A 26,796-nucleotide genomic window follows, 5' to 3' on the forward strand; every position below is an offset into this window, starting at 1 on the left:
ATGCCTGCGAGGGCTTGGCCCTCGATCGCCGGCAAGCCAGCCCCCACAGCTGGGCCCCGCAAAGCGGCCCCAATGGCACCGACTTCCAGGAGCAGCCCGTGAAAGCCCTCGACCAACTCACTTTCGACAACCGCTTCGCCCGCCTGGGCGATGCGTTTTCTACCCAGGTGCTGCCCGAGCCCATCGCCGAGCCCCGCCTGGTGGTGGCGAGCGAGTCGGCCATGGCGCTGCTGGACCTCGACCCGGCCCAGGCCGAACTGCCTCTGTTCGCCGAACTGTTCAGCGGCCACAAGCTGTGGGACCAGGCCGACCCAAGGGCGATGGTGTACTCCGGCCACCAATTCGGCTCGTACAACCCGCGCCTGGGCGATGGCCGCGGCCTGTTGCTGGCCGAGGTCCTGAACGACGCCAATCAGCACTGGGACCTGCACCTCAAGGGGGCCGGCCAGACGCCGTACTCGCGCATGGGCGACGGCCGCGCCGTGCTGCGCTCATCGATCCGCGAGTTCCTCGCCTCCGAAGCCCTGCACGCCCTGCACATTCCCACTAGCCGCGCGCTGTGCGTCATCGGCTCGAGCACCCCGGTATGGCGCGAAACACGTGAAAGCGCGGCCATGCTCACCCGCGTGGCGCAGAGCCACGTACGCTTCGGTCATTTCGAGTATTTCTACTATACCAAGCAGCCTGAGCAGCAGCGGGTGCTGCTCGACCACGTCTTGCAACAGCACTACGCCGAGTGCGGCACCGCCGAGCAACCTTACCTGGCGATGTTCCGCACCATCGTCGAGCGCAACGCCGACCTGATCGCCCGCTGGCAGGCCTATGGCTTCTGCCACGGGGTCATGAATACCGACAACATGTCGATCCTCGGCATTACCTTCGACTTCGGCCCGTACGCCTTCCTCGACGACTTCGACGCCAATTTCATCTGCAACCACTCCGACGACCGTGGTCGTTACAGCTACGCCAACCAGGTGCCCATCGCCCACTGGAACCTCAGCGCGCTGGCCCAGGCGCTGACCACGGTGGTCGAGGTGGAGCCGTTGAAGCAGGCGTTGAGCCTGTTCCTGCCACTGTACCAGGCCCATTACCTGGACCTGATGCGCAGGCGCCTGGGCCTGACCACGGCCGAGGATGACGACATGGCGCTGGTCGAGCGCCTGCTGCAGTGCATGCAGCGCGGTGGTGTGGACTACAACCTGTTCTTCCGCCGGCTGGGCGAGCAACCGGTGGCCGAAGCGTTGAAGGTGGTACGCAATGACTTCATCGACCTGGCCGGCTTCGATGCCTGGGGCGCCGAATACCTGGCCCGCTGCGAGCGTGAAGCCGGTAATGCCGAGGGGCGCCGCGAACGCATGCATGCAGTGAACCCGTTGTACGTGCTGCGCAACTACCTGGCGCAGAAAGCCATCGAGGCAGCTGAAGCGGGGGATTACAGTGAAGTGCGGCGGCTGCACCAGGTACTGAGCAACCCCTTTGAGGAGCAACCCGGGATGCAGGCCTACGCCGAGCGCCCACCGGAATGGGGCAAGCACCTGGAAATCAGCTGCTCTTCCTGATTGGCGCTTGACCCCTGTGGGAGAGGCCTTGTGTCGCGATGGGCTGCCAAGCAGCCCCAATAACCTCGAGGAACCAACATGTCCGAACCACTGGTCATCCCCTGCCCCCACTGCAACGGCCTCAACCGCTTGCCTGCCGAGCGCCTGGGCGACGCGCCGAAATGCGGCCGCTGCAAACAGCAGGTCCTGCTGAGCGCCCCTTTCGAACTCACCGAAGCCAGCTACGCCAGCCAAATCAAAGGCGACCTACCGCTGCTGGTGGATGTCTGGGCCGACTGGTGCGGCCCGTGCAAATCGTTCGCCCCCACCTTCGAACAAGCCGCCCGCCAACTGGCCGGCCGCTGCCGCCTGGCCAAGCTCGACAGCGAAGCCAACCGCAACCTGGCCGGGCAACTGGGCATCCGCTCGATCCCCAGCCTGCTGCTGTTCAAGAACGGCCGCGAAGTCAGCCGTCAGGCCGGGGCGTTTCCACTCCAGGCGTTGTTGGAGTGGGTGCGCAGCCAGGGGGTTTAGTTTTTAAGCGCTTGCCAGCAGCGACTCATAGGGAATGCGAAGGCCATCATGCAGGCGCTTGATCATGGAAAGGCTCAGCCCGCGCTTCCCGCTCAGTACTTCCGAAACTCGCCCGCTTGGACCGATGTACGGTTCAAGATCTCTTGGCGTGAGCCCCTGCTGATCCATACAAAACTTGATAGCCTCGATGGGATTGGCGGGGTGAATGGGATAGTGCCTGTTCTCGTACACTTCGATCAGTGTCACAAGCACTTCCATTTCATCAGCCTCAGGCGTGCCCGCTTTAGACTGAAAAATGGCTTCAAGGCGCTGGAATGCTGCTCGAAGATCGTCCTCGTTACGAATCGGCTTAATATTCACAGATTGTCTCCACGTCAATCTCGTCATAGCGCTTGTGCGTACCGACGAACTTCACCCAGGCGATACCGGCGCGGTACTGCATCTCAACCACAAGCCGGTACTTGTTACCCCCAATAAGGAAGCGGGCTAGATACCTACTCGCTGCGCTCCAGCAAATCATGCAACTCGACAAACTGCTGTGTCAGCTTGTGCCTGGGCTCCAGGTGAATCAGCGGCAGGCTGGCGTGGTGCGATTCACGCATCTTCACCGAGCTGCCAAGGTACACCGGCAGCACCGGCAGCCCTTCGGCCAGCAGTTCGTCGAGCATCTGCTGCGGCAGGCTGGCACGCGACTGGAACTGGTTGACCACGATGCCTTCGACTACGAGGTCTTCGTTATGGTCTTCCTTGAGGTCTTCAATTTCGGCCAGCAGGCCATACAGGGCCTGGCGCGAAAAGCTGTCGCAGTCGAAGGGAATCAGCACACGGTCAGCCGCGATCAGCGCCGAAACTGCATAAAAATTAAGCGCCGGCGGGGTGTCGATATAGATCCGCTCGTAATCCTCGTCTAGCTCATCGAGCAGCTTACGCAGCTTGTTGATCTTGTGCTTGGCCTCGAGCTTGGGCTGCAGGTCGGCCAGTTCAGGCGTTGCAGTCACCACATGCAGGTTGTCGAACGGGGTTTCATAGATATCCACCTTGTTCTTCTTGCTGAATGGCCCGCTGGACAGGCTCTGCTTGAAGAAATCGGCGATACCCATGGGGATATCCTCACCCGTCAGCCCGGTGAGGTACTGTGTCGAGTTGGCCTGGGCATCCAGGTCGACCAGCAGGGTCCGGTAGCCTTCATTGGCACTGACCGCCGCCAGGTTGCAGGCGATGCTCGACTTGCCCACGCCACCTTTCTGATTGAACACCACGCGCCGCATGGTTGACCTCCGTGTTTCAACGAATGCCCGAGTATGTGGCGGTGTCGCCGCCATGGCCAGTGCTATTCGCCTGAAGCAGCTGCGCAAACGCCTTGGCCATGGCCGACCCGCCGCCTTCGCGCTGCACCAGCCACACCGCGGTCATCGCCCCCTCGTCGAGCAAGGTGCGGTACACCACCCCTTCGATACGCATGCGCTGGAACGAGGCCGGCAGCACCGACACCCCCAACCCCGCCGACACCAGGCCGATGATGGTCATCGCCTCCCCTGCCTCCTGGGCAAAATGCGGGCTGAACCCGGCCTGCCGCGCCAGGCTCAGCAACTGCGCATGCAAGCCGCTGCCATAGCTGCGCGGGAAGAACACGAACGGCTCATGGGCCAGCGCCGCCATGTGCACGCCTTGCCCGCTGGCTTCGGCCAGCGGGTGTGAGGCATTGATCACCGCCACCAGTGGCTCGCGGAACAGCTCGGTGGCCAGCAACCCTTCCGGCAGCGGCATTGGCCGCATCAGGCCGATTTCGATGGACTCATCGAACACCCCTTCGGCAACATCGCGGCTGCTCATTTCCTTGAGGTTCAGGTGCACTGCGGGGAAGCGCTGGCGAAAGGCATGAATGGCCTTGGGGATCTTCGATGTGAACGGGGCCGAGGAGGTAAAGCCGATCTTCATCTCGCCCAATTCACCCAGTTGTGCACGCCGCGCCACATCCGCCGCCTTCTCCACCTGCGCCAGCACCTGACGCGCCTCGCCCAGGAACAGCCGGCCTGCCTCGCTCAGCTCGACCCGGCGGTTGGTGCGCTCGAACAAGCGCGCCCCCAGCTCCTGTTCCAGCGCCTGGATCTGCTGGCTCAGCGGCGGTTGCGAAATGCCCAGTTGCTGGGCGGCGCGGCCGAAGTGCAGCTCTTCTGCCACGGCAATGAAATAACGCAGATGGCGCAGTTCCATGGTTCGCTCCAAACAAGTCGCACAACGTCTTAAATAGGTCGAACAATATATTGGATCTAATCATTAGCCAGCTATATGCTTTTTTCATTGCACCAGAGGTACCCGCCGTGAAAACTGCTGTAGCCGCGCAGCCCATCCAGCTCGAACCTGCCACCTTGACCGACATGTGGATCGAAAAAGGCACCCCCGCCTTCATGAAGACCGTGCTGGCCCTGTTCAGCGGCGGCTTCGCTACCTTCGCCCTGCTGTATTGCGTACAGCCGATGATGCCGTTGCTGTCTAAAGAATTCGCCATCAACGCCGCACAGAGCAGCCTGGTGCTGTCGGTGTCGACCGCGATGCTGGCGTTCGGCCTGCTTGTCACCGGTCCGATCTCGGACCGCATCGGCCGTAAGCCGGTGATGGTGTTCGCCCTGGTGTGCGCCGCGCTCTCCACCCTGGCCAGCGCGGTGATGCCGAGCTGGGAACTGGTGCTGGCCACCCGCGCACTGGTCGGCCTGTCGCTGAGCGGCCTGGCAGCAGTGGCCATGACCTACCTGAGCGAAGAGATCCACCCCCAGCACATTGGCCTGGCCATGGGTTTGTACATCGGCGGCAACGCCATTGGCGGCATGAGCGGGCGGCTGATCACTGGCGTGTTGATCGACTTCGTCAGCTGGCACACAGCCATGCTGACCATCGGCGGCCTGGCCCTGGGCGCCGCCCTGGTGTTCTGGAAGGTGCTGCCGGAGTCACGCAATTTCCGCCCGCAGACGATGAGCCCGCGCAGCCTGCTGGACGGGTTCGTCATGCATTTCAAGGATGCCGGCCTGCCCTGGCTGTTTCTGGAGGCCTTCCTGCTGATGGGTGCCTTCGTCACCCTGTTCAACTACATCGGCTACCGCCTGCTGGCCGAGCCCTATCACATGAACCAGGCACTGGTCGGCTTGCTGTCGGTGGTGTACCTGTCCGGCATCTACAGCTCGGCGCAGGTCGGCGCCTTGGCGGACAAGCTGGGCCGACGCAAAGTGTTCTGGGCCAGCATCGTGGTCATGGCGTGTGGTTTGCTGATGACCCTGGCCAGCCCACTGGCCATGGTGATCGTGGGCATGCTGGTGTTCACCTTCGGCTTCTTTGGCGCGCACTCGGTGGCCAGTAGCTGGATCGGCCGGCGGGCGCTGAAGGCCAAAGGGCAGGCGTCGTCGCTGTACCTGTTCAGCTATTACGCCGGCTCGAGCGTGGCCGGTACGGCGGGCGGGGTGTTCTGGCACCAATGGGGCTGGAATGGCATCGGCCTGTTCATAGGCAGCTTGCTGGCAGTGGCGTTGCTGGTGGCGCTACACCTGAGCAAGTTGCCACCGAAGTCGGGGTGAGGCATTCGCGGGCACGCCCGCGAACTGGCCCGGGAATCAGTTGATGATTTCGACGATATCCACATCCACTTCACGGCTCATCAGGTGTTTCTCCACCTCACCGGTCAGCTTGACCTTGGTCTTGTCGTTGAATGGCGTCGGTGGCAGGTCTTCATCATCGATTTCCACGGTGATGGTGCCGGTGTTGTCCTTGAATTCGTATTTGTCGTCGTTGTTGATCTTCTTGGTGACGAAGCCCTGCAGCACCACCGGCGTGTCATCGGCGGCATCGTTCGCAGCGGCCACGGTGGTTACCGCTTGTGCACCCGGGCCGGTATAGCCGGCAGCCAGGGCAGCAGTGCTGAACAGCGGGGCGAGGATCAGGGCAAGGTAACGGGTTTTCATGGAGGCAGGTCCTGTTTCGGTTTGGATGGGAACAGCCTACCGAAGCTGGCTGAATCCAATCTTAATCGCCCCAGGCTTCGTCCAGTTCCAGCGCCAGCTGCACCTGCAACTGCGCGCCAGTCACCTGTAGCTGCACACTGCGCAGCTGTGCGCCGTCACGTTCCAGCGTGTGCAGCCAGCTCAGCACTGCCGTGGGCTGGCCTTCGAGGCTGACATCGAGCTGATTGGCCCGAGCCTGCAGCCCGACAACGCGCAAACCGGCGGCCAAGGCACGCTCATTGAGCGCGGCGGGCGTCAGTGCCCGCACCGCTTCGCGCCCCCCGACCGGCGCTGACGCCACCTGCTGCAACTGCCCGGCCAGCTCCAGCGCCTGCCCATGGGCAAGCTCGGCCTGCAGCATGCGCTGCTTACCAGGCAGCCAAGCCAGTTGCCAGAGCGCCAGCATGGCCACCCCCCATAGCGTGGCCCTGATCAGTGCCCGCCGCGTGGCGGGTAGGGTTTGCCATTGGCGAACAAGAGCCTGCTCAAACCTGTGCTTCATCAAGTCCCGCTCCAGGTCAGGGTTGCCCGCACCCCTTGGGCAGTCTGCCGGGCCTGGTCCATCAGCACGGCAGGGGCCAGCAAACGCAAGCGCTCGAGGTCATCGAACCCCAGGGCCAGCACATCCATACGCCACCCTTGCGCCGGGCTGAACGCGGCCCGTTCAAGGGTAATGTTCCCGGTTTCCACCAGCGGCTGCGCGACGGCCGCCAGGCCTTCCATGCGGGTGGTCGTACGAGGGCCGGCCTGCAACGCCCTGACGCGCACCGCCAGGTCACCGGTGACGGGCTGCCCGGGCGCCCACCGCTGGAATGCCTGAACGTTTTCGGCATGCTGTTGAGCCACGCGCTGCAACAGCCCCTCGACACGCCAATGATCGGCCACGCACAGCATGGCGAAGCCCAGCAGCACTGCGCCCGCCAACGCCGACCAGGGTAACGCCAGGCGCTGACGGCGGAATGGCCCCTGGCGCAGGTCCAGCGCCTTGGCTCGCCCTTGCAGCAAGGTCTGGAAGGCATTGTCGACCCTGTGGTTGACCAGCGGTTGCCCGCCATCGGCAGCAGCGGCCTGCCAGGCCATCGGCGGCAATTGCCGCGCCACGATTTCGGCTGCCTGGGGCGTGGCGACCAGCCACGGCCCACCTCCGCCGCCCACTAGCCAGCGCCCGTCAAGCCACAGTGCACTGGGCTGCTCGCCACCCAGCAGGTCGGCATCGGCATGGATCGCGACCGGGTCGATACCCAGCGTTTGCAACAGGGTCAAAACATTGCGCAGCACCTGACGCTCTACCACCAGCGCACGGCGGTGCCCTTGCATATCAGCTGCGGCAAAAACCAGGTGCACCGATTCCAGCGCCGCTGCCAACTGCTCTTCGGCGGCGTAGGCCAATGCTTCAGGCTTCGGCCGCTTGCCTGGCACGGGGCCGATTTCGCAACTGCCGAGCATTTCCATCGGCAAGACAAGGATCACAGGGCCGGCCAGGGTCGCCCCGAGCGCGTCCAGACGCGTCTTGCGCACGCTGCCATCGCCTGCTCGCAGCCACACCGGCCACTGCGCATCGGCCGCCGCAACACCCGCGGGCAATAGGTACAGCCAGGTTTCACTCATCTGCTCTTCGCTCCCGCATTGCAGTAAATACACGCCGCACCACACGAACCTGGTGCGTGTTCAAATCGATCTCCAGGTCGCTGTACAGGTACATGCGCCTCCCCGCCTGCTGTGCCTGCACCTCAAGGCGAAACCAGCGGCTGGTCACGGCAAGCCCGCGCCTGTTCACGCCCACGCCTTCCAATTGCGCAGAGGCCAGAAAACGCTCCACCGTCGGGTAGCCCGCCTCGGGGCGTTGTCGTATGAGGTCGGCGGCCACCGCTGGCGACAACTCCGCCAGTGCTGCCAACAGGCGTGCCGGGGCCGTGTTGATGTTGAGCCGCGCCTCCTTGGGCAACACCACTACCCAAGGCTGCAAACGCGCCATCACCTCGGCAGTGACGCCCGGCAGGGCCCGCAACTGGGTAGGGTCCAGCAGCGGCTGGCCCGCCAGCGCCTCCAAGGCCGCCGGCGCCACCTGCAGTGCATGGCACAGGCGCTGCCAACGCTCGAGCAGCAAGGGGTCGGGGGTTTTACCTGCGGTCAGGGCGCCGAGGTTGAAGCGCCCTGCAAGGTCCTCCAGCTGTAGTTGCACCCGGCCTTCGCCCAAGGTCAACACACGGGGTTGGCCCCAGCCCTGCCGCCCGTGGGTCACCTGGAGGATCTCCCCTACCTCACCCCGCAGGCTCGCAAGCGCCTGTTGTTCGCCGGCTTGCGCCAGGCGCAACAGGCGCGTGGCTTCGAGCTGCTGGGCAACACTGCCAAGCAGCAGGCGATGGCTGTGCAACATGCCGGCTACCAATAACGTCAGCAGCGCCATCACCAGCAGCACGGTAATCAGCGCCAGCCCCTTCTGCCGTTGACGCTTCACTGGCTGGCCCCGCCAAGCGGCAGTACCCGCCGAATCTGCGCCAAGCGCCGGGTGGACAGGGTCACCTCCAGCGCCTGCGGTGGCAGGGCCCGGCGCTGGGCCATTGGCCAATGCGCCTGCCAGCCGCTACCGGGTACATGCAGGCGCCACTGCAGTTCGCCCACACCTTCGAGCAAACGCTGCGGGCGCGGCTGGCCCTGCCCCTGGGTGCGCCGCTGGCGCCACAGCACGCCGTCGGCGAGCCAGTATTCGACCACCCTCAGTTCGCTGCGCTTGAGCGCCTGGTGGTCGGGTTCGCGGGTCAGCCAATGGGCCCGGTCGCCGTTCAACAGGATGCCGTAACCGCCCTTGCCCAGGCTCGCCGGCAGATACCCTTGCAAGGCATCGCGCTGGATCAGGCTCATGGCCCTGCCCAACGCATGCAACTGCTCGGCCTGGGCCTGGCGCGCACGCTCGGCCCGCATGACCACATCCAGCGCACGCGCACTGCCCACCGCCAACAAGGCAAAGAGGGCCATGGCCAGCAGCAGTTCGATCAAGGTGAAACCGTGCTGGCGGGGCCTAGCGTGACGCATCGCTGCCCCCCTGCCACCCGGTGGCCTGGTGCAACACCTGGCGATCGGCCGCAAGGCCCACGCGCACCTCGACCTCCAGCAGGCCAGCCCCGCCCAGCCGTCGGCGGCTTTCCTGCAGCGTCCAGCGACGCTGGCCGAACATCACCTCCACACTGCGCTGGCCGGGCGCCAGGGCCGGTTGCAGGCGCATTTCCAGCAGGTGGTTGTCGGCGACCCAGCTGGCAAAAAGACGCTCCTGCAACCCCTGCGACTGCACCAGTATGCGCTGGCTGGCCGTGCTCACCGCCACGGCCAGCACCGCGAAGATCGCCAGCGCCACCAACACCTCGAGCAGGGTGAAGCCGCGTTCAGGGCTGGAACTGCGGGGCATTGAGGCCATCGCTCGACAGGGAGACCAGGCGCACGGTGTCGGCCTCGAAATACAGGGAAAACGGCGTGTGCTCGTCATTGCCGTACATCACCAGTTGCGGCGCCTTACCAGGCACGGCGGGTGGCACTGGCAGCCCATCGATCTGCAGGCGCAGGTCCAGGCCAATATCGCGCTGCTGGCCCGCGGGCTCCCAGCTGTCACCGCGGGCCTTCAGCAGCTGATAGCCTTGCGGGTCGATTCGGATACCCAGCGCCACGCCCTCCAGCACAGCCTGTTGCCGTGCGTGTTGCACCAGTTGCAAAAACAGGTTGGCCTCCTGGCTGGCCAGGCGCTGCGGGTCGCGCCCGATACCGAGCCCCGCCATGCCCATGACGATGCTCAGCAGCAGCAGGACCAGCAACAGTTCCAGCAGTGTGAAACCTTGCGCGCGGGGCCGTTTCATTCAGACCAGTTGCCGATATCGGCATCCATCTGTTCGCCGCCCGGCTGCCCGTCGGCACCCAGCGAATAAAGGTCATACCCCTGGTTCGAACGGCTGCCCGGGTTCGCGTACTGGTAAGGCGAGCCCCAAGGGTCGGTAGGCGTACGCTTCAGATAGCCCTGGGCACTCCAGTTGCGCGGCAATGGCGCCACGCTGGGGCGTGTGACCAAGGCGTCCAGGCCCTGTGCGGACGTTGGATAACGGCCGTTGTCCAGCCGATAGATTTCCAGCGCGGTGGCGATCGACTGCAGGTCGGTGCGGGCCGCGGTCAGCTTGGCATGGTCGGGACGGCTCATCACGTTGGGCAGTACCAGCGCGCCAAGCACGCCCAGGATGATGACCACCACCATGATTTCGATGAGTGTGAAGCCACGTTGCGCGTGGCGTGTAGCACGAAGGGACATGTCAGTTGACCAGTTGGTTGAGGTTGAGGATCGGCAGCAGGATGGCCAGCACGATGAACAGCACGATGCCCCCCATCACCAGCAGCATCAGGGGTTCGCAGAGGCTCACCAGCAGCGCGATACGCCCTGCCAGTTGCCTGGCCTGGAGGTCTGCGGCACGTTCAAGCATGGTGTCCAGTTCACCGGCGCGTTCGCCGCTGGCGATCATGTGCAGCATGAGCGGTGGCAGGGTGTCGCTGCGTGTCAGGCAACTGGCCAAGGCGCTGCCCTCGGCCAGCTCGCGGGCGGCCTGCAGCAGACGCTCGCGCAGGGTGAGGTTGCCGATCACCGCCGTAGCGATGTTCATCGCTTCTACCAAGGCCACGCCGCTGCGCCCCAGGATCGCCAGGGTGCTGATGAACCGCGCCGCCTCGCTGGCCCGCGCGAATTCGCCATAACCTGGCAGGCGCAGTGCCAAGGCATGCCACCGGCTACGCCATGGCGGTTGTTGCAGGGCCCACGCGCCCAGAGCAATGCCGGCCAGCAGCAGCGTGAGCGCTGCCAGGCCGTACTGGTTGGCGGCATCGCTCAGGGCAATCAGCACTTGCGTGGCCAACGGCAGGCGCGCCTGGTCGCGGGAGAATGCCTGCACCACATCAGGCACGACATAGCCCAGCAGAAACCCCACCACCAGCAACGAGACGGCCAGCAGAATCACCGGGTAGACCATGGCCAGCTGCACTTTCTGCCGCAAGGCTTGCTCGTCCTCGCCATGCGCGGCCAAACGTTCTAGCACGTCCGCCAAGCGCCCGGAGCGCTCCGCAGCGGCCACGGTGGCCCGGTAGATGACCGGGAACGCCCGCGGGTAATGGGCCAGCGCCTGGGCCAGGGCATGGCCTTCGGCAACCCGCTCTGCCACGCCGCGCAACACCTGCCGCTCCTGGCGCCGGGTGCCTTGCTCGGCAACCGCCTGCAAGGCTTCGGTCAACGGCAGCCCGGCCTGCAGCAGGGTCGCCAGCTGGCGGGTCAGCAGCGAACGCCGGGCCAGGCTCAAACCGCTGCGGTTCAGCACGCCCGCCAGCAGTGACCGCGGCACGGGGCGCAGTTTCAGCACCTGCCAGCCTTGCTCGCGCAAGGTTTGCCGAGCCTGACGCGCCCCTGGGGCTTCCAGCGTACCGCGCTGGCGGGCGCCCTTGGCATCCTGGGCCTGATAGCGAAACAGCGGCATGTCAGTCCTGCCCGGTTACGCGCAGCAGTTCTGCCACGCTGGTCTGCCCTTGGCAGACACGCTGAACACCGTGCTGGAACAGGCTCGGCGTGTCCTGGCGAATCAATTCATGCATGGCGGCCTGGGATGCCTGGGTGTGGATCGCCTGAGCCAGTGCGGGCTTGACCACCACCATCTCGTGCAAGGCCAGGCGTCCACTGTAGCCCGCCTGGCATTCACTGCAGCCCTGCGCCTGGTAAAGCTGCGCGGGCAGCCCGGCAGGGTTGCCCAAGGCGCTGGCCATGGCCTGGTCCACCTCGCAGGCCACCTTGCAGTGCGGGCAGAGCCGGCGTACCAAGCGCTGGGCCATCACCCCGGCCAGCGACGAAGCCAGCAGGCAAGTATCGATGCCCATGTCGGCAAGCCGCGTGATTGCGCCCAGCGCGCTGTTGGTGTGCAGGGTGGAAAGGACCAGGTGGCCCGTCAGCGACGCCTGCACCGCGATGTTGGCGGTTTCCTTGTCGCGGATTTCGCCCACCATGACCACGTCCGGGTCCTGACGCAGAATGGCGCGCAGGCCACTGGCGAAGGTCATGTCGACCTTGGGGTTGACCTGGGTTTGCCCGATGCCGGCCAGGTGGTACTCGATCGGGTCCTCCACGGTGAGGATATTGCGCGACTCCTGGTTCAGGTGCGCAAGCGCGGTGTACAAGGTGGTGGTCTTGCCCGAGCCGGTTGGGCCGGTGACCAGGAAAATGCCGTGTGGCTTTTCCAGCATGCTCATGAAGCCAGCACGCACAGCCGCCGGCATCTGCATGTGGTCGATGTCCAGGCGCACGGCCTGCTTGTCCAGCAACCGCAGCACCACCCGCTCGCCATGGGTGGCAGGCAAAGTCGATACGCGCACGTCGACTTCATGGCCAGCCAGGCGCAGGCTGATACGACCGTCCTGGGGCACGCGCTTCTCGGCGATGTCCAGGCGCGCCATGACCTTGATACGCGAAACCAGCAGGGCAGAAAGCTCCCGTGGGGGTGACAGCACTTCGCGCATGACGCCGTCGATGCGCATGCGCACGCGCAGCTGATGCTCGAAGGTTTCCAGGTGGATATCCGAGGCCCGCGAGCGCACCGCTTCGCTGAACAGGGCATTGAGCAGGCGGATGATCGGCGCATCGTCTTGCTGTTCGAGCAGGTCGCTGGTTTGCGGCAAGGCCTCGGCCAGCCGTGGCAGGTCGATTTCCTGGTCCAGGCTCTGAACGATCGATTGCGCGGCATCCTCACCCAGGCCGTAGCAACTGGCCAGGCGCTCGGCGAAGTCGGCTTCGCTCACCTGGCGCAGCGGCCAGGTATTGCCCAGCAAGCGGCAGGCTTCGGCCAGGGCGGCCAGGGACGCGCCTTCTCGCATCATCAGCACCGGCTCGGGCGCCTGGCGGTCGAGCAGGATCCCGTGACGCCGGGCGAAGCCGAATGGCAGCTCAGGACTCACGGCTGTGGCACTTGCGCGCTTGGCAAGCGACGCGGCTCGAACAGGCGCTGGGCATCAGCCGGCAAGGGCGAATCATCGGCGGCGCGCACCCCGTCGTAGGCCCTGCGCCCTACCTCGACCCGCTCCGCCTGGCTACGCAGAATGGTCGGGCGCAGGAAGACCATCAGGTTGGTTTTCTCCTGAATGTCGCTGCGCCAGCGGAACAGACCGCCAAGCCACGGAATGCGGCTGAGCAACGGTACCCCACGCTCGACCTGGCGCATGCTGTCCTTGATCAGGCCGCCAATCACGATGATCTCGCCGTCGGAGGCCAAGATGGTGCTCTTGAGCGTACGCTTGTTGGTGATCAGGTCGTTCTCGGCCGTGCTCGGCGCGATTTCGGAGCTTTCCTGCTCGACCTCCAGGCGCAAGCTTTGCCCCTCATTGATGTGCGGGCGCACCTTCAGGCTGATACCGATATCCTTGCGTTCGACCGTGGTGAACGGGTTCTCCGAACCACTGCCGGGGGTAACGTAGGAGCCGGTCTTGAAGGCGACGTTCTGCCCCACCAGGATATGCGCCTCCTGGTTGTCCAGGGTCAACAGGCTTGGCGTGGACAACAGGTTGCTGCGGCTGCTGCTGGCCAAGGCCGATATCAGCGCGGCAAAACGGTCCGTGCCAATGGCCAGGGCAGCACCACCCGGCAGCTTGGCCTCCTTGCCCAGCAGGTCGGCCAGCCCGGTGCCACTTTCGCTGAACGTGACCCCGCCGTTGAGCCCGCCGGTGCCCACGCCCCACTGCACACCCAACGCTTCATCGATGCTGCCGCTGACTTCGACGATTGCCGCATGGATGAGGACCTGCGCCCGTGGCTGGTCCAATTGCTGGATGATCTGCTCGACGCTGCCCAGTGTCTGCGGCTCGCCCAGCAGCACCAGCGCATTCTGGTCGGCATCGGCCTTGACCACGGCGTCGCCAGTGAGGTTGGCGCCGAAGTCACGGGTGCCCGGCGCGCCATCCAGGCGCTTGCCCACCTCACCCAGCACGTCGGCAAGCTGCTCGGCGTTACTGTGCTGCAAGCGCACCACACGCCAGTTCTGCGCGGTGGCGGGTGCCGCCACATCCAGCGAACGGGTCAGTTGTGCCAGGCGCTGCCTGGACTTGGCCGGGCCGAGGATCAGCAGGCGGCTACCGTTGGCGTCGGCCACCACCTGCGCACCGCTGTCCGGCCCCCCGGCGGCCGCTTCGACCACGGCGAACACGGCCTCGGTCTGGGCGTTATGCAGGGTCACCAGCTCATAGTCGTGCCGCTGGCCGCTGTCCAGCTGCAAGACCAGGCTCTCCAAGCGTTCAAGGTTGGCTGCAGAGTCGGTCACCACCAAGGCGTTGGCCGAGCTGGAGGGGCCAATGTAGCCGCTGCTGGACACCAACGGCCGCAACAGGCCGGCCAGGTCGGCAGCGACGCTGCCCGACAAGGTAAAGACGCGCGTGGTGAACGCGGCCGGTATGGCCTCCACCTGTTGGTTGGCCCAGGCCTTGGCTTCGCTGGCCGGCAGCACCAGCAAACGGTCGCCGTCGTTCACGGCGGCAAAGCCCTGGGCATTGAGCACCGAGTAGAACAGCCGGCGTATGCCTTCACGATCCAGGGCTTCGTTGGAGAGCACCGTGATGCGCCCCTGCACACGGGGGTCGAGGATGATGGTCTGGTCGAGGATTTCCCCCACCTCACGCACCACCTCGCGTACGTCGGCATCGCTCATCGCCAGTTGCCAGGTGGGCATTTCAGCCAGCGCCAGGGAACAGCACAGGGTCAAACAGGCGCCGAACGAGGCGCCTTGCAAATATCGCTTGAAAGTCATTGCACCTCCCGCAACAGGCGGGATGAAGGATCAGAAACCGGGCGCGGGCGAGGGGCCGCCCCCATGGGCAGAAAAACGCTGGGGCCAGGGGTAGCCAACGCCACGACTTCCTCGCGGCCGTCGACCCACAGCACGGTGGAGCGCACATCGATACGGCGCAGCACACCGTGGCCCGCAATCCGCTCACCGACCCGGTAGACAGCCTCGCCCCCAGCGCTTTTCACCAACGCCCGCGCCCCGCCCTGGCTGGATACGAAGCAGGCCTTGAGCGTGATGTCCGCCCGGCTAGACCGCTGGCGCTCAGGCTGAAAGCCGAATGCCAAGGCCAGGGCGGTCGTCGAGAACGGTTGCTCCGGGGCGGCTGCCGTGGCCAGCGCCGAGGCCGGCAGCAGCGGGGGCGCAGTTAACGGATACAGCCGTTCCCGCGCTATCAGCCCGGCAAGCGTTACCAGCACCAGCGCCAGCCAGATCACATGCGACGAGCGCTTCATCCGAATCAGGGCAGCATGCGCCGCAGTACACGGCGCCCGGCCAGCTCATGCAGCACCACGGCGCCAATGTGCACCGACACGCCCAGGGCCAGCAGCAGGCACGCGCAGATGTGGACCTTGAACCACAGGCCGTGCCAGAACGGTTCGCTCAACAGCGGCGCGAGGGTGAACCAGCCGAACACGTCGATGGGCCGGTCCATCATCAATACGCCGGACAGCAGCACGATCGCGGTGGTCCAGTACAAACCTTCATGGACAAGATGGGCGATCCGCTCACCCCTGGCTGCACCCTCCAGGCTGCCGGGTTTGAACAGGGTCCGCCGCAGCAGCAAGCGCAGCAGGAATATCGGGATGAACAGGGTGGTCATGGCCACGTTGACGAACGCAACCAAGTGAAACGTGGTCGGGGTGACGTTCAGGTGCGCCACGTAGAAGCCGCTGAGCAGTACCCAAATGATGACCAAGGCAGAGACCCAGTGCAGGAGGATCTGCTGCCAGGCATATTTTCGTGCTTGCATAAACAGTACTCGAAGGGCCTGGCCCCCCGTCGAGGGGCCAGGTGTGCTGCATTACTTCTCGGTCCAAGCCATGTTCCAGTGAGAGCCGGTACCTGGCTCGAACTGGGCGGCATTGGCGGAGTACTGCACGCAGTAACCCTAGTTCGGGAAGGGCTGGCACTCGTAGACCTTGCCATTCTTGGGCTGCAGTACCTTGGTGCCGGCCTGGTAGCTCGACAGCGACTCCGGGAAGACAAAGTCGTACGACCCGTCACCCGACGCCTTGAGCTGGACCGTGCGCTCATCCTGCAGCAGCTCGCGCTCGCGCTTGTCCACGCCGACGACCTTGAGGGTGTGCTCACCTGGCACGCTGGCGACGTTCAAGGCGAACGGCGCGCTGCCGTTGACCAGTTGCCGTGCGTAGGCGACCTGCTTGTTGCTGGCGTCGAACAGCCGCGCCGATACGGTCAAGGCCTTGTTGGTCATGACGGTAAAGTCCACGCTACCCTGGCCATCAGCGATGGTGTACTCAGGTTTGACATCATGCAGGTGCAGGGTGGCGGGCTCACCGGCAGCGGCCTTGAAGTCGAGGATGTAGTTGGTCAGGCCACTTTCGGCTTTGGCGAAGATGCTGTTGGAGCCCTGGACAGGCTCGATGTTGCCGTCGGCATCCATGTGCCCGGCACGGACCAGCGTCTGGGTTTCGTTGATCTGCCTGGCGAGCTTGTAAGCCCAGTTGGCAGCGATACCTTCTTCGGCGTTGTCAATGGTGACGCTCACATGGTGCGACGGACGCTCGCCATTGGCATCGAATGCGCGGGCCGTCACCTGGTCGCCCACTTCAAGGTCTCGGCTGGCGCTGATCTCGGCCAGGCGCGGCCATTCGGGCGCAGGCCCGCCGTCAAGTTGAATATCGACGTCAGCCACGCTATGGAAGGCCTTGTCGGTATCCCCCACTTTCCAGACACCCAGGATCACGTGCTGGCCTGCACGGTCGGCTGGCAAGGTGCAGCTATGCTTGGGGTTGGTGCCAGTGCCGCTGGCGGGCACCTGGTTGTTGCCATCGACTACACAGAACGGCGCGTCGTCGAACGAGGCGCGGCTCAGTGCGGTATTGGGGTTCCAGTCGGCTTTGGTGATGAAGTATTCCCACGTGGTTACCGGGTGCGGCGCCTGGTAATGCCAGTCGAACTGAATGTTCCGGTCAACGATGGGGGTCAGATGCCAGCGGTTGGCCGACTGCTCGTCGAGGGCACCGAAATCGCCACGGACACCACCGCTGGCAATTTTCCCGTCAACAGGGCCGGCCGCCGGGAAACGCCCAATGGCCTCACCGACCGACCACGGTTCGTACTGAGCGCCGCCACAGTTGCTGTTCAGGTTCTTGTGGTTGGCATGGCACAGCGCTGCCCGTGAAGGCGGGTCAGCCAGATGGCCGTGTGCCTGGGCAACCTGAACCTGCAAACCTGCACCTGCCATAGCCATCCACACACCGGTGGCAACAACGCTTCTGCGCAGGGTTTTTCTTGTATTCATCACGAACTCCGAAGGTTGAATGCAAAAGGGCACATTCACGCGCGGCGAATGTGCCCTCTGCTCAAGGGAGGTCGGACATTAGAAGAAACATCTGTGCCTATATGTAGGAATACGGCTGAACGTTCGGCACATTTTCGGAAATGCACGGCAGCGGCAGGCACAGGCTCCCCAAACCCTGGTTCGGGGAGCCTGGAAACTCAAACGTGGTATTGCGCCGACAGCTCGTGCACCGCGTTGATGAACACGCCTGCGTGCGCCGGGTCGACTTCCGGGGTGATGCCGTGGCCCAGGTTGAACACGTGGCCGTTGCCGTGGCCGTAGCTGGCCAGGATGCGCGCCACTTCCTGGCGGATGGCCTCTGGCTTGGCGTACAGCACGGTCGGGTCCATGTTGCCCTGCAAGGCCACCTTGTCGCCCACACGGCGACGGGCGTCGCCAATGTCACAGGTCCAGTCCAGGCCCAGAGCATCGGCACCGGCCTCGGCGATGCTTTCAAGCCACAGGCCACCGTTCTTGGTGAACAGGATGACCGGCACCTTGCGCCCTTCATGCTCGCGGATCAGGCCGCTGACGATCTTGCGCATGTAGGCGAGGGAGAACTCCTGGTAGGCCGCCGCTGACAGGTTGCCGCCCCAGGTGTCGAAGATCTGCACGGCCTGGGCACCGGCAAGGATCTGCCCGTTGAGGTAGCTGGTCACCGACTGGGCCAGCTTGTCCAGCAGCAGGTGCAGCGCTTGCGGGTTGTCATAGGCCATGGCCTTGGTCTTGCGGAAGTCCTTCGACGACCCGCCTTCGACCATGTAGGTGGCCAGGGTCCAGGGGCTACCGGAAAAACCGATGAGCGGAACGCGGCCGTTGAGTTCGCGGCGGATGGTGCTGACCGCATCCATCACGTAGCCCAGGTCTTTTTGCGGGTCGGGAACCGGCAGGGCTTCGATATCGGCCGGGGTACTAACGACCTTCCTGAAACGCGGGCCTTCGCCGGTTTCGAAGTACAGGCCCAGGCCCATGGCATCGGGGATGGTGAGGATGTCGGAGAACAGGATCGCCGCGTCCAGCGGGTAGCGGTCCAGCGGCTGCAAGGTAACCTCGCAGGCGAACTGCGGGTTCATGCACAGGCTCATGAAATCGCCTGCCTTGGCACGGCTGGCGCGGTACTCCGGCAGGTAGCGCCCGGCCTGGCGCATCATCCACACCGGGGTAACGTCTACGGGTTGCTTGAGCAGTGCACGCAGGAAACGATCGTTCTTCAGGGCAGTCATGTCGGCATCCGGAAAAATAGTGCGGGCATTTTCTCAGACGCCAGCGCAAAAGGCACGGCCATGGCCATGCGTTTTGTCTATTGGATGCCACAGATCAAGCGTTTTTGTATACAAAAGCTTCGCGGGCACGCCCGCTCCTACAGGTTCTGCGCCGAACCCTGTGGCAGCGGGCGTGCCCGCGAACAGGTCGAGAATCAGACTTCCAGGTAGTCCAGGATACCCTCAGCAGCAGTGCGCCCTTCGAAGATCGCCGTCACCACCAGGTCCGAACCGCGCACCATGTCGCCACCGGCAAACACTTTCGGGTTGCTGGTCTGGTGCTTGAACTTGCCCTTCTCCGGCGCCACCACACGGCCCTGGCTGTCCAGCTGGATGTCATGCTGCTCGAACCATGGCGCCGGGCTTGGGCGGAAGCCAAAGGCGATCACCACGGCATCGGCCGGCAGGATTTCCTCGGAACCCGGAATCGGCTCGGGGCTGCGACGGCCACGGGCATCCGGCTCGCCCAGGCGGGTTTCGACCACCTTCACACCCTCGACCTTGTCCTCGCCGACAATGGCGATGGGTTGGCGGTTGTAGAGGAACTTCACGCCTTCTTCCTTGGCGTTCTTCACCTCTTTGCGCGAACCCGGCATGTTGGCTTCGTCACGGCGATAGGCGCAGGTCACCGCCTTGGCACCCTGGCGGATCGAGGTACGGTTGCAGTCCATGGCAGTGTCGCCACCGCCCAGCACCACAACCTTCTTGCCCTGCATGTCGATGAAGTCTTCAGGCGACTTCTCGAAGCCCAGGTTGCGGTTGACGTTGGCAATCAGGAAGTCCAGCGCGTCATGTACGCCCGGCAGGTCCTCACCCGGGAAGCCACCCTTCATGTAGGTGTAGGTACCCATGCCCATGAACACTGCGTCGTACTCGGCGAGCAGTTGTTCCATGGTCACGTCCTTGCCCACCTCGGTATTGAGGCGGAACTCGATACCCATGCCGGTGAACACTTCGCGGCGGTTGCTGAGCACGCTCTTTTCCAGCTTGAACTCGGGAATACCGAAGGTCAGCAGGCCACCGATTTCCGGGTTCTTGTCGAATACCACCGGGGTAACCCCGGCGCGCACCAGCACGTCGGCGCAGCCCAGGCCAGCAGGGCCTGCGCCAATGATGGCGACGCGCTTGCCGGTGGGCTTGACCTTGGACATGTCCGGGCGCCAGCCCATGGCAAAGGCGGTATCGGTGATGTACTTCTCCACCGAGCCGATGGTCACCGCGCCAAAGCCGTCGTTCAGGGTGCAGGCACCCTCGCACAGGCGGTCTTGCGGGCACACCCGGCCGCACACTTCGGGCAGGGTGTTGGTCTGGTGCGACAGCTCCGCTGCCGCCAGGATGTTGCCCTCGGAAACCAGCTTCAACCAGTTGGGGATGAAGTTGTGCACCGGGCACTTCCATTCGCAGTACGGGTTACCGCAGCCCAGGCAACGGTGCGCCTGCTCCACGGACTGCTGCGGCTTGAACGGCTCGTAGATTTCCACGAACTCTTTCTTGCGCTGGCGCAGCAGCTTTTTCTTCGGGTCCTTGCGGCCCACTTCGATGAACTGGAAGTCGTTGTTCAGACGTTCAGCCATTTTTCAAAACCTCTTTACAGCAGCTGCAAGCTACACGCTGCAAACTGCAAGACGATCACTTAAGCCGGGCAAACCTCGTGCTGCTTCTGCGTGCAGCTTGAGGCTTGCCACTTGCAGCTGTTGTTACTGCGGGTTGGCGCGAGTGCTGGACAGCAGTTGCTTCAGGTTGGCTGCCTTGGGCTTGACCAGCCAGAAGCGCCGCACGTAGTCGTCCAGGTTCTCCGAGAGCTCACGCCCCCACTCGCTGCCGGTCTCCTCCACATACTCGGCAAGGACCCGCGCCAGATGGCTGCGGTAAGCTTCCATGGCTTCCCCACTGATACGCTGGATTTCCACCAGCTCGTGGTTGAGCTTGTCGACGAAGCTGTTGTCCATGTCGAGCACGTAGGCGAAGCCGCCAGTCATGCCAGAACCGAAGTTGTAACCGGTGTTGCCCAGCACGCAGACAAAGCCGCCGGTCATGTATTCACAGCAGTGATCGCCGGTACCCTCGACAACAGCGTGGGCGCCGGAGTTACGGACAGCGAAGCGCTCGCCGGCAGTACCGGCGGCAAACAGTTTGCCGCCAGTGGCACCGTACAGGCAGGTGTTGCCGAGGATGGCGCTGTCCTGGGTGGCGAACGGGCTGCCAGCAGGCGGCACGATGGTGAGCTTGCCACCGGTCATGCCCTTGCCGACGTAGTCGTTGGCGTCACCTTCCAGGTGCAGGTTCAGGCCACCGGCGTTCCACACACCGAAGCTCTGGCCCGCGGTCCCTTTGAAGCGGAACGTGATCGGCGCCGCGGCCATGCCCTGGTTGCCGTGCAGGCGGGCGATCTCGCCCGATACACGCGCGCCGATGGAACGGTCGCAGTTGCAGATGTCGAGGCTGAACTCGCCACCGGCCTGGTCACGAATGGCCGGCATGGCCATTTCCACCATCTTCTCGGCCAGGTGGCCTTCGTCGAACGGCGGGTTCCTGTCGACTTCGCAGAACTGTGGCTTGTCTGCCGGAATGTGCGAGCTGCCCAGCAGCGGCGACAGGTCCAGGTACCGCTGACGCTCGGTGTCGCCTGGCAGCACGTCGAGCAGGTCGGTACGGCCGATCAGTTCGCCGAGGCTGCGCACGCCCAGCTTGGCCAGCCACTCACGGGTTTCTTCGGCGACGAAGGTGAAGAAATTGATCACCATGTCGACGGTGCCGATGTAGTGGTCCTTGCGCAGCTTGTCATTCTGCGTGGCTACGCCGGTCGCGCAGTTGTTCAGGTGGCAGATGCGCAGGTACTTGCAGCCCAGGGCGATCATGGGCGCGGTGCCAAAGCCGAAGCTTTCGGCGCCGAGGATGGCAGCCTTGATCACGTCCAGGCCGGTTTTCAGGCCACCGTCGGTCTGTACCCGCACCTTGCCGCGCAGGTCGTTGCCGCGCAGGGTCTGGTGGGTTTCGGCCAGGCCCAGTTCCCACGGTGCGCCGGCGTACTTGATCGAGGTCAGCGGCGACGCACCGGTACCACCGTCATAGCCGGAAATGGTGATCAGGTCGGCATAAGCCTTGGCCACACCGGCGGCAATGGTGCCCACGCCGGCCTCCGCCACCAGCTTGACCGACACCAGGGCCTGCGGGTTGACCTGCTTGAGGTCGTAGATCAGCTGGGCCAGGTCTTCGATCGAGTAAATGTCGTGGTGCGGTGGCGGCGAGATCAAGGTCACGCCCGGTACCGCATAGCGCAGCTTGGCGATCAGGCCATTGACCTTGCCACCTGGCAGCTGGCCGCCCTCGCCGGGCTTGGCGCCCTGGGCCACCTTGATCTGCAGCACTTCGGCGTTCACCAGGTATTCCGGGGTCACACCAAAGCGGCCGGTGGCCACCTGCTTGATCTTCGAGCTGCGGATGGTGCCGTAGCGCGACGGGTCTTCGCCACCCTCACCGGAGTTGGAGCGCGCGCCCAGGCGGTTCATCGCCTCGGCCAAAGCTTCGTGCGCTTCCGGCGACAGGGCGCCAAGGGAAATACCGGCGGAGTCGAAGCGCTTGAGGATGGCCTCCAGCGGCTCGACCTGTTCCAGCGCCAACGGCTGGTCGGCCACCTTGACCTTCAGCAGGTCGCGGATCATCGACACCGGGCGCTGGTCGACCAGCGTGGTGTATTCCTTGAACTTGGCGTAGTCACCCTGCTGCACTGCAGCCTGCAGCGTGTTGACCACGTCCGGGTTGTAGGCGTGGTACTCGCCACCGTGCACGAACTTCAGCAGGCCGCCTTGCTGGATCGGCTTGCGCGCGCTCCAGGCTTCGGCTGCCAGCAGCTTCTGGTCGCTTTCCAGGTCTTCGAAGCGTGCACCCTTGATGCGGCTGGACACCCCCTTGAAGCTCAGGCCGACCACTTCTTCGGACAGGCCGATGGCTTCGAACAGCTGCGCACCCCGGTACGAGGCGATGGTGGAGATGCCCATCTTCGACAGGATCTTCAGCAAGCCTTTGGAAATGCCTTTGCGGTAGTACTTGAACACCTCGTCCAGGTCGCCCAGCACTTCACCGGTACGAATCAGGTCGGCGAGCACTTCGTAGGACAGGTACGGGTAGACGGCCGACGCACCGAAGCCCAGCAGCACGGCGAAGTGATGCGGGTCGCGGGCTGTGGCGGTTTCCACCAGGATGTTGCTGTCGCAACGCAGGCCCTGCTCGGTCAGGCGGTGGTGTACGGCACCCACAGCCAGCGAAGCATGCACAGGCAGCTTGCCCGGGGCAATGTAGCGGTCGCTCAGCACCAGCTGGGTCTTGCCCGCGCGCACGGCTTCTTCAGCCTGGTCGGCAATGTTGCGGATCGCCGCTTCCAGGCCGACGCTCTGCTCATAGTTGAGGTCGATCAGCTGACGCTCGAAGCCTGCACGCTCCAGGTTCATCAGCGAACGCCACTTGGCCGGGGAAATGACTGGCGAGCTGAGGATCACCCGCGAGGCGTGCTCCGGGGACTCCTGGAAGATGTTGCGCTCAGCGCCGAGGCAGATTTCCAGCGACATCACGATCGCTTCGCGCAGCGGGTCGATCGGTGGGTTGGTCACCTGGGCGAACTGTTGGCGGAAGAAGTCGTATGGCGAACGCACACGTTGCGACAGCACAGCCATCGGCGTGTCGTCACCCATCGAGCCAACGGCCTCCTGGCCCTGCTCACCCAACGGGCGCAGCACCTGGTCACGCTCTTCGAAGGTGACCTGGAACATTTTCATGTATTGCTTGAGCTGGTCAGCGTCGTAGCTGGCCACGCCCTGGTCGTCGGTCAGCGTCGCCTGGATACGCGTGGCGTGCTGACGCAGCCAACGCTTGTACGGGTGGCGCGACTTCAGGCGGTCGTCGATGGCATCGGTATCGAGGATCTGCCCGGTTTCGGTGTCCACGGCAAGGATCTGGCCCGGGCCCACGCGGCCCTTGGCCAATACTTCCTCAGGCTGGTAGCCCCACACGCCGATTTCAGAGGCGATGGTGATGTAGCCATTGGTGGTGGTCACCCAGCGCGCCGGGCGCAGGCCGTTACGGTCGAGCAGGCACACCGCATGGCGGCCTTCGGTCATGACGATACCGGCCGGACCGTCCCACGGCTCCATGTGCATGGAGTTGTATTCGTAGAACGCGCGCAGGTCGGCGTCCATGGTCTCGACGTTCTGCCAGGCTGGCGGTACCAGCATGCGCACGCCGCGGAACAGGTCGATACCGCCGGTGACCATCAGCTCCAGCATGTTGTCCATGCTCGAGGAGTCCGAACCGACGCGGTTGACCAGCGGGCCAAGCTCTGCGAGGTCGGGGATCAGGTCGTTGGCGAACTTGGTGCGACGGGCCATGGCCCAGTTGCGGTTACCGGTAATGGTGTTGATCTCGCCGTTGTGAGCGAGGAAGCGGAACGGCTGCGCCAGCGGCCACTTCGGCAGGGTGTTGGTCGAGAAGCGCTGGTGGAACACGCAGATCGCCGTTTGCAGGCGCTCGTCACCCAGGTCCGGGTAAAACGCCGCGAGATCGCGCGGCATCATCAGGCCTTTGTAGATGATGGTCTTGTGCGAGAAGCTGCAGATGTAGTGGTCGGCGTCATCGGCGTTGGCAACCGACGAACGGCGCCGGGCGCTGAACAGCTTGATGGCGAATTCCTGGTCGCTCAGGCCCTCACCGCCGATGAACACCTGCTCGATCTGCGGCAGGCGCTCCATGGCCAGGCGGCCGAGAACGCTGGTGTCGATCGGCACCTTGCGCCAGCCAACCAGCTTCAGCCCGGCAGCGATGATCTCGCGATCCATGTTGGCACGTGCAGCTTCGGCTTTGACCGGGTCCTGGTTGAAGAACACCATGCCAACGGCGTACTGCTTGGGCAACTCGACGGCAAAATGCTCCTGGGCCATGGCGCGCAGGAACTGATCGGGCTTCTGAATCAGCAGACCGCAACCGTCACCGGTCTTGCCGTCGGCGTTGATGCCACCGCGGTGGGTCATGCAAGTCAGTGCCTGCATGGCGGTTTGCAGAAGGTGGTGGCTCGCCTCGCCCGTCATATGGGCGATCAGGCCAAAACCACAGTTGTCCTTGAATTCTTCGGGATGGTACAGACCTGTTTTCATAGACACATTCTCACCAGGTTCACCTCTCAACGGAGGCAAATCTCTTTTTTAACAACCACTTACCATCCACGCCGATCAAACGCCAGCTTTTTTGCGGTGGCCATGGAAAACCATTGTTGCACAGCGACAGCGATGCTCACAAATTTTCATGTCTCACCATTGAAAATTTATGTCGCCATTTTGAATGTTTTTGCGTCATGCGCCGTGATAGACGCTTGACTCGAGTCTGAAGCGTTTCAGCCATGACTGCAACTCGGGGCTTGTGGCCGGCAGTCTGGGACAGAAAAGCCTGCCGCGCTCGGGCGCAGCAGGCTAGTCGAAAGCTAGAATTCGCTTAGCAACAGGGCAGCGGGGTGGTGCCGCCCGGCAGGTATCAGCGGGCCGAGGCCAGCTCTTGTTGGACGCTGGCGACGGTACGTGGCCAAGGTTTACCAGCCTGGACCTTCGCTGGCAAGTTCTTGATTGCCGCAACCGCAGCATCGCGGCTGGCGAAACTGCCGTAAGTGACCACATACAGCGGCTTGCCTTGCAGGTCTTTCTTGAAGTAGCGATAGTCGCCACCCTGGGCTTTCACGTACGCCTGCGCCGAGGCCTCGGAGCTGGTGCCGAGGATCTGCACCACGTAATTGCCCGGTTTCTGCCCGGCGTACCAGCTGCTGTTGCCAGTGCCGCCAGCGGCTGGCTTTTCAGCAGGCTTGGCGGCCGGCTTGGCCACGGCGACCTGGGTCGGTGCCGGGGCCGGCTTGGCCGTCGCAACCGGCTTGGCAGGCTGGGTTGCGACCGGTTTTTGCGCAGGCGCAACCTGCTGCACGGGTTGCGCAGGCGTCGGCGCGGGGCCCGCCGCTACGCCTTGCGGCGGGGCGATGGTGGTCACGGTCGGCGGCGGGTTGCCAGGCTGCAGGGCGGTATCGCCAGCCGGGCTGCCTTCTTCCCCCTCACCCATGCCTGCGGCCTGGGCCAGCGGCTCGCGCATCACCGGCTGTGACTGCCCTCCCAATGGCAGCGGCACCGGCTGGGACGAGCCAGAGAACTCGATGTTGGCGCCCTGCTTGCCGTCGCTAAGCGGTAACTGAGCCTGGGCAGCCGGTGCGTCGGCCGGCGCTTTTTCGCCTTTCTTGGGCATCAACACGGCAGCTGCAACGGCAACCACGACCACGGCAGACAACGCGAGCACATGTTTTTTTGGCATCTTGAACCCCATGGATGGTCGCTTGGCCGTCGTCCGGCTGGCGATCATGGCTTCGATCAAAGTGTCACGGGCGACCTGGTTGATGTTGCCAGGCCAGCCGTCGGAGTTTTCATGGATATCGACGATCTGTTCACGGCTGAACACCTCGATGCCCCGGCCTGCGCCTTCCAGGCGCTGCTCCAGGTATTCGCGGGTTTCCTCTTCACTGTAGGGGGCCAGCTCGATGATGTGGAAGCGTTCTTCCTCGACATTGAGCTCGTCCAACCCTGCAATCAGCGAAGGCTCACCAAACAGGAACACGTGCGGGCGCCCTTCCGGCACCCCCGCCGCCAATTCCAGCAACGCTTGGAGTGCCGACTCGTCGAGTTGTTCCGCATCGTCCACCAGCAAGTACACTTCCTGCCCGGTGAGTGCCAGTTGCACCACCTTGGACAGGATCGCCTGCATCTCCGGCTGGGCCACGTCCAGGTTCTGCGCGACCTGGCCCAATACACTGGCAGCATCGCTGGCACCACGGGCGGACACCACGACGCTCTGCACCGCCTGCTTGTTGGTACTGGCCACCAGCGCCTGGCGCAGCAGGGTCTTGCCGCTACCCTGCGGGCCGGTGACGACCAGCATCAGTTGGCTGTAGCGAGCCAGGTGGTGCAGCTGGCCGAGCACAGGCTTGCGCTGGGCAGGGAAAAACTTGAAGCCGGGCACCCGCGGTGCGAACGGATCGTGGCTCAACTGGTAATGGTCGAGAAAGGCCTCATCGGCATGCAAACTGGTCATTGCGCT

At 64.1% G+C, this 26,796-nt stretch carries 24 protein-coding genes and 1 pseudogene; 3 read left to right on the top strand and 22 right to left on the bottom strand.

The window, feature by feature from the left end; all coding sequences use genetic code 11:
- Window positions 1–98 precede the first annotated feature (98 nt).
- Together selO and trxC are read left to right on the top strand one after the other, a co-directional pair.
- On the top strand, window positions 99–1,559 hold the full coding sequence (gene selO / locus AACG97_RS26240) for a protein adenylyltransferase SelO (RefSeq protein WP_197885083.1): 1,461 nt from the start codon (window positions 99–101) through the stop codon (window positions 1,557–1,559).
- 78 nt (window positions 1,560–1,637) lie between these two features.
- Entirely contained in the window at window positions 1,638–2,072 is a 435-nt protein-coding gene (gene trxC, locus AACG97_RS26245; RefSeq protein WP_054904607.1) for a thioredoxin TrxC, read from the top strand.
- Window positions 2,073–2,075: 3 nt separating this feature from the next.
- Here trxC and AACG97_RS26250 read toward each other — a convergent pair whose 3' ends face one another.
- The 4 genes and pseudogenes from AACG97_RS26250 to AACG97_RS26265 form a co-directional block, all read right to left on the bottom strand.
- Window positions 2,076–2,432 (bottom strand): helix-turn-helix domain-containing protein, encoded by a 357-nt coding sequence (locus tag AACG97_RS26250; RefSeq protein ID WP_197885067.1) that lies wholly within the window; start codon window positions 2,430–2,432, stop codon window positions 2,076–2,078.
- Window positions 2,422–2,553, bottom strand: a pseudogene (locus AACG97_RS26255) (type II toxin-antitoxin system HigB family toxin); the annotation flags it as partial. The pseudogene AACG97_RS26255 and the gene AACG97_RS26250, both read right to left, overlap by 11 nt.
- A gap of 13 nt (window positions 2,554–2,566) precedes the next feature.
- Window positions 2,567–3,340 (bottom strand): ParA family protein, encoded by a 774-nt coding sequence (locus tag AACG97_RS26260; protein WP_009684980.1) that lies wholly within the window; start codon window positions 3,338–3,340, stop codon window positions 2,567–2,569.
- Between the two features lie 16 nt (window positions 3,341–3,356).
- Window positions 3,357–4,286: a LysR family transcriptional regulator gene (locus AACG97_RS26265; RefSeq protein WP_047149597.1), complete on the bottom strand. Its 930-nt coding sequence runs from the start codon at window positions 4,284–4,286 to the stop codon at window positions 3,357–3,359.
- Between the two features lie 107 nt (window positions 4,287–4,393).
- On the opposite strand from AACG97_RS26265, the gene AACG97_RS26270 reads away from it, so the two are divergent.
- Window positions 4,394–5,638 carry an MFS transporter gene (locus AACG97_RS26270; protein WP_009684977.1) on the top strand — a complete coding sequence of 415 codons (1,245 nt, stop codon included), beginning with the start codon at window positions 4,394–4,396 and terminating at the stop codon, window positions 5,636–5,638.
- 36 nt (window positions 5,639–5,674) lie between these two features.
- Here AACG97_RS26270 and AACG97_RS26275 read toward each other — a convergent pair whose 3' ends face one another.
- From AACG97_RS26275 to AACG97_RS26360, 18 genes are all read right to left on the bottom strand, one after another.
- Window positions 5,675–6,022: a YgiW/YdeI family stress tolerance OB fold protein gene (locus AACG97_RS26275; protein WP_047149598.1), complete on the bottom strand. Its 348-nt coding sequence runs from the start codon at window positions 6,020–6,022 to the stop codon at window positions 5,675–5,677.
- Between the two features lie 61 nt (window positions 6,023–6,083).
- Entirely contained in the window at window positions 6,084–6,563 is a 480-nt protein-coding gene (locus AACG97_RS26280) for a hypothetical protein (RefSeq protein WP_047149599.1), read from the bottom strand.
- Window positions 6,563–7,669 carry a type II secretion system protein GspL gene (gene gspL / locus AACG97_RS26285; RefSeq protein ID WP_144189464.1) on the bottom strand — a complete coding sequence of 369 codons (1,107 nt, stop codon included), beginning with the start codon at window positions 7,667–7,669 and terminating at the stop codon, window positions 6,563–6,565. Before gspL ends, AACG97_RS26280 begins: the two co-directional genes overlap by 1 nt.
- The gene (locus AACG97_RS26290) at window positions 7,662–8,519 is read right to left on the bottom strand and encodes a type II secretion system minor pseudopilin (RefSeq protein ID WP_197885069.1); all 858 of its coding nucleotides are present in this window, start codon (window positions 8,517–8,519) and stop codon (window positions 7,662–7,664) included. Before AACG97_RS26290 ends, gspL begins: the two co-directional genes overlap by 8 nt.
- Window positions 8,516–9,094 (bottom strand): type II secretion system minor pseudopilin GspJ, encoded by a 579-nt coding sequence (gene gspJ / locus AACG97_RS26295; protein WP_197885070.1) that lies wholly within the window; start codon window positions 9,092–9,094, stop codon window positions 8,516–8,518. Before gspJ ends, AACG97_RS26290 begins: the two co-directional genes overlap by 4 nt.
- Window positions 9,081–9,464, bottom strand: coding sequence for a type II secretion system minor pseudopilin GspI (gene gspI / locus AACG97_RS26300; protein WP_192441218.1), 384 nt, complete (start codon window positions 9,462–9,464; stop codon window positions 9,081–9,083). Before gspI ends, gspJ begins: the two co-directional genes overlap by 14 nt.
- Complete coding sequence (gspH, locus tag AACG97_RS26305; protein ID WP_054904614.1) at window positions 9,442–9,906, bottom strand: type II secretion system minor pseudopilin GspH; 465 nt, start codon at window positions 9,904–9,906, stop codon at window positions 9,442–9,444. Before gspH ends, gspI begins: the two co-directional genes overlap by 23 nt.
- Window positions 9,903–10,349, bottom strand: coding sequence for a type II secretion system major pseudopilin GspG (gene gspG / locus AACG97_RS26310; RefSeq protein ID WP_197885071.1), 447 nt, complete (start codon window positions 10,347–10,349; stop codon window positions 9,903–9,905). The genes gspH and gspG overlap by 4 nt, the downstream gene beginning before the upstream one ends.
- A gap of 1 nt (window position 10,350) precedes the next feature.
- Complete coding sequence (gspF, locus tag AACG97_RS26315; RefSeq protein ID WP_115294953.1) at window positions 10,351–11,556, bottom strand: type II secretion system inner membrane protein GspF; 1,206 nt, start codon at window positions 11,554–11,556, stop codon at window positions 10,351–10,353.
- A gap of 1 nt (window position 11,557) precedes the next feature.
- Entirely contained in the window at window positions 11,558–13,021 is a 1,464-nt protein-coding gene (gene gspE / locus AACG97_RS26320; RefSeq protein ID WP_197885073.1) for a type II secretion system ATPase GspE, read from the bottom strand.
- Entirely contained in the window at window positions 13,018–14,859 is a 1,842-nt protein-coding gene (gene gspD / locus AACG97_RS26325; RefSeq protein WP_197885074.1) for a type II secretion system secretin GspD, read from the bottom strand. The genes gspE and gspD overlap by 4 nt, the downstream gene beginning before the upstream one ends.
- Window positions 14,856–15,350 (bottom strand): type II secretion system protein N, encoded by a 495-nt coding sequence (locus AACG97_RS26330; RefSeq protein WP_225786204.1) that lies wholly within the window; start codon window positions 15,348–15,350, stop codon window positions 14,856–14,858. The genes gspD and AACG97_RS26330 overlap by 4 nt, the downstream gene beginning before the upstream one ends.
- A gap of 5 nt (window positions 15,351–15,355) precedes the next feature.
- The gene (locus AACG97_RS26335; protein WP_197885076.1) at window positions 15,356–15,868 is read right to left on the bottom strand and encodes a cytochrome b; all 513 of its coding nucleotides are present in this window, start codon (window positions 15,866–15,868) and stop codon (window positions 15,356–15,358) included.
- Between the two features lie 138 nt (window positions 15,869–16,006).
- Window positions 16,007–17,383, bottom strand: a complete 1,377-nt coding sequence (locus AACG97_RS26340; RefSeq protein WP_225786203.1) for a lytic polysaccharide monooxygenase — start codon at window positions 17,381–17,383, stop codon at window positions 16,007–16,009.
- 197 nt (window positions 17,384–17,580) lie between these two features.
- Complete coding sequence (gene hemE, locus AACG97_RS26345; protein WP_009684960.1) at window positions 17,581–18,645, bottom strand: uroporphyrinogen decarboxylase; 1,065 nt, start codon at window positions 18,643–18,645, stop codon at window positions 17,581–17,583.
- A gap of 194 nt (window positions 18,646–18,839) precedes the next feature.
- Window positions 18,840–20,258 (bottom strand): FAD-dependent oxidoreductase, encoded by a 1,419-nt coding sequence (locus AACG97_RS26350; RefSeq protein WP_009684959.1) that lies wholly within the window; start codon window positions 20,256–20,258, stop codon window positions 18,840–18,842.
- 123 nt (window positions 20,259–20,381) lie between these two features.
- Window positions 20,382–24,827: a glutamate synthase large subunit gene (gene gltB, locus AACG97_RS26355; protein WP_047149603.1), complete on the bottom strand. Its 4,446-nt coding sequence runs from the start codon at window positions 24,825–24,827 to the stop codon at window positions 20,382–20,384.
- Between the two features lie 373 nt (window positions 24,828–25,200).
- Window positions 25,201–26,790, bottom strand: coding sequence for an SPOR domain-containing protein (locus AACG97_RS26360; protein WP_125854351.1), 1,590 nt, complete (start codon window positions 26,788–26,790; stop codon window positions 25,201–25,203).
- Between the last annotated feature and the right edge of the window lie 6 nt (window positions 26,791–26,796).

It is taken from the genome of Pseudomonas sp. Nvir (genome assembly GCF_963778085.1).
Taxonomy (GTDB): domain Bacteria; phylum Pseudomonadota; class Gammaproteobacteria; order Pseudomonadales; family Pseudomonadaceae; genus Aquipseudomonas; species Aquipseudomonas juntendi.

Coding starts and splice junctions, on each gene's coding strand:
- gspJ (WP_197885070.1), bottom strand. CDS start 9,094: ATGCGTCACGCTAGGCCCCGCCAGCACGGTTTCACCTTGATCGAACTG.
- AACG97_RS26330 (WP_225786204.1), bottom strand. CDS start 15,350: ATGAAGCGCTCGTCGCATGTGATCTGGCTGGCGCTGGTGCTGGTAACG.
- AACG97_RS26260 (WP_009684980.1), bottom strand. CDS start 3,340: ATGCGGCGCGTGGTGTTCAATCAGAAAGGTGGCGTGGGCAAGTCGAGC.
- gspG (WP_197885071.1), bottom strand. CDS start 10,349: ATGTCCCTTCGTGCTACACGCCACGCGCAACGTGGCTTCACACTCATC.
- gspD (WP_197885074.1), bottom strand. CDS start 14,859: ATGACTTTCAAGCGATATTTGCAAGGCGCCTCGTTCGGCGCCTGTTTG.
- gspL (WP_144189464.1), bottom strand. CDS start 7,669: ATGAGTGAAACCTGGCTGTACCTATTGCCCGCGGGTGTTGCGGCGGCC.
- gspH (WP_054904614.1), bottom strand. CDS start 9,906: ATGAAACGGCCCCGCGCGCAAGGTTTCACACTGCTGGAACTGTTGCTG.
- gspI (WP_192441218.1), bottom strand. CDS start 9,464: ATGCCCCGCAGTTCCAGCCCTGAACGCGGCTTCACCCTGCTCGAGGTG.
- gspF (WP_115294953.1), bottom strand. CDS start 11,556: ATGCCGCTGTTTCGCTATCAGGCCCAGGATGCCAAGGGCGCCCGCCAG.
- AACG97_RS26340 (WP_225786203.1), bottom strand. CDS start 17,383: ATGAATACAAGAAAAACCCTGCGCAGAAGCGTTGTTGCCACCGGTGTG.
- AACG97_RS26335 (WP_197885076.1), bottom strand. CDS start 15,868: ATGCAAGCACGAAAATATGCCTGGCAGCAGATCCTCCTGCACTGGGTC.
- trxC (WP_054904607.1), top strand. CDS start 1,638: ATGTCCGAACCACTGGTCATCCCCTGCCCCCACTGCAACGGCCTCAAC.
- AACG97_RS26360 (WP_125854351.1), bottom strand. CDS start 26,790: ATGACCAGTTTGCATGCCGATGAGGCCTTTCTCGACCATTACCAGTTG.
- AACG97_RS26265 (WP_047149597.1), bottom strand. CDS start 4,286: ATGGAACTGCGCCATCTGCGTTATTTCATTGCCGTGGCAGAAGAGCTG.
- AACG97_RS26275 (WP_047149598.1), bottom strand. CDS start 6,022: ATGAAAACCCGTTACCTTGCCCTGATCCTCGCCCCGCTGTTCAGCACT.
- AACG97_RS26350 (WP_009684959.1), bottom strand. CDS start 20,258: ATGGCTGAACGTCTGAACAACGACTTCCAGTTCATCGAAGTGGGCCGC.
- hemE (WP_009684960.1), bottom strand. CDS start 18,645: ATGACTGCCCTGAAGAACGATCGTTTCCTGCGTGCACTGCTCAAGCAA.
- gltB (WP_047149603.1), bottom strand. CDS start 24,827: ATGAAAACAGGTCTGTACCATCCCGAAGAATTCAAGGACAACTGTGGT.
- AACG97_RS26280 (WP_047149599.1), bottom strand. CDS start 6,563: ATGAAGCACAGGTTTGAGCAGGCTCTTGTTCGCCAATGGCAAACCCTA.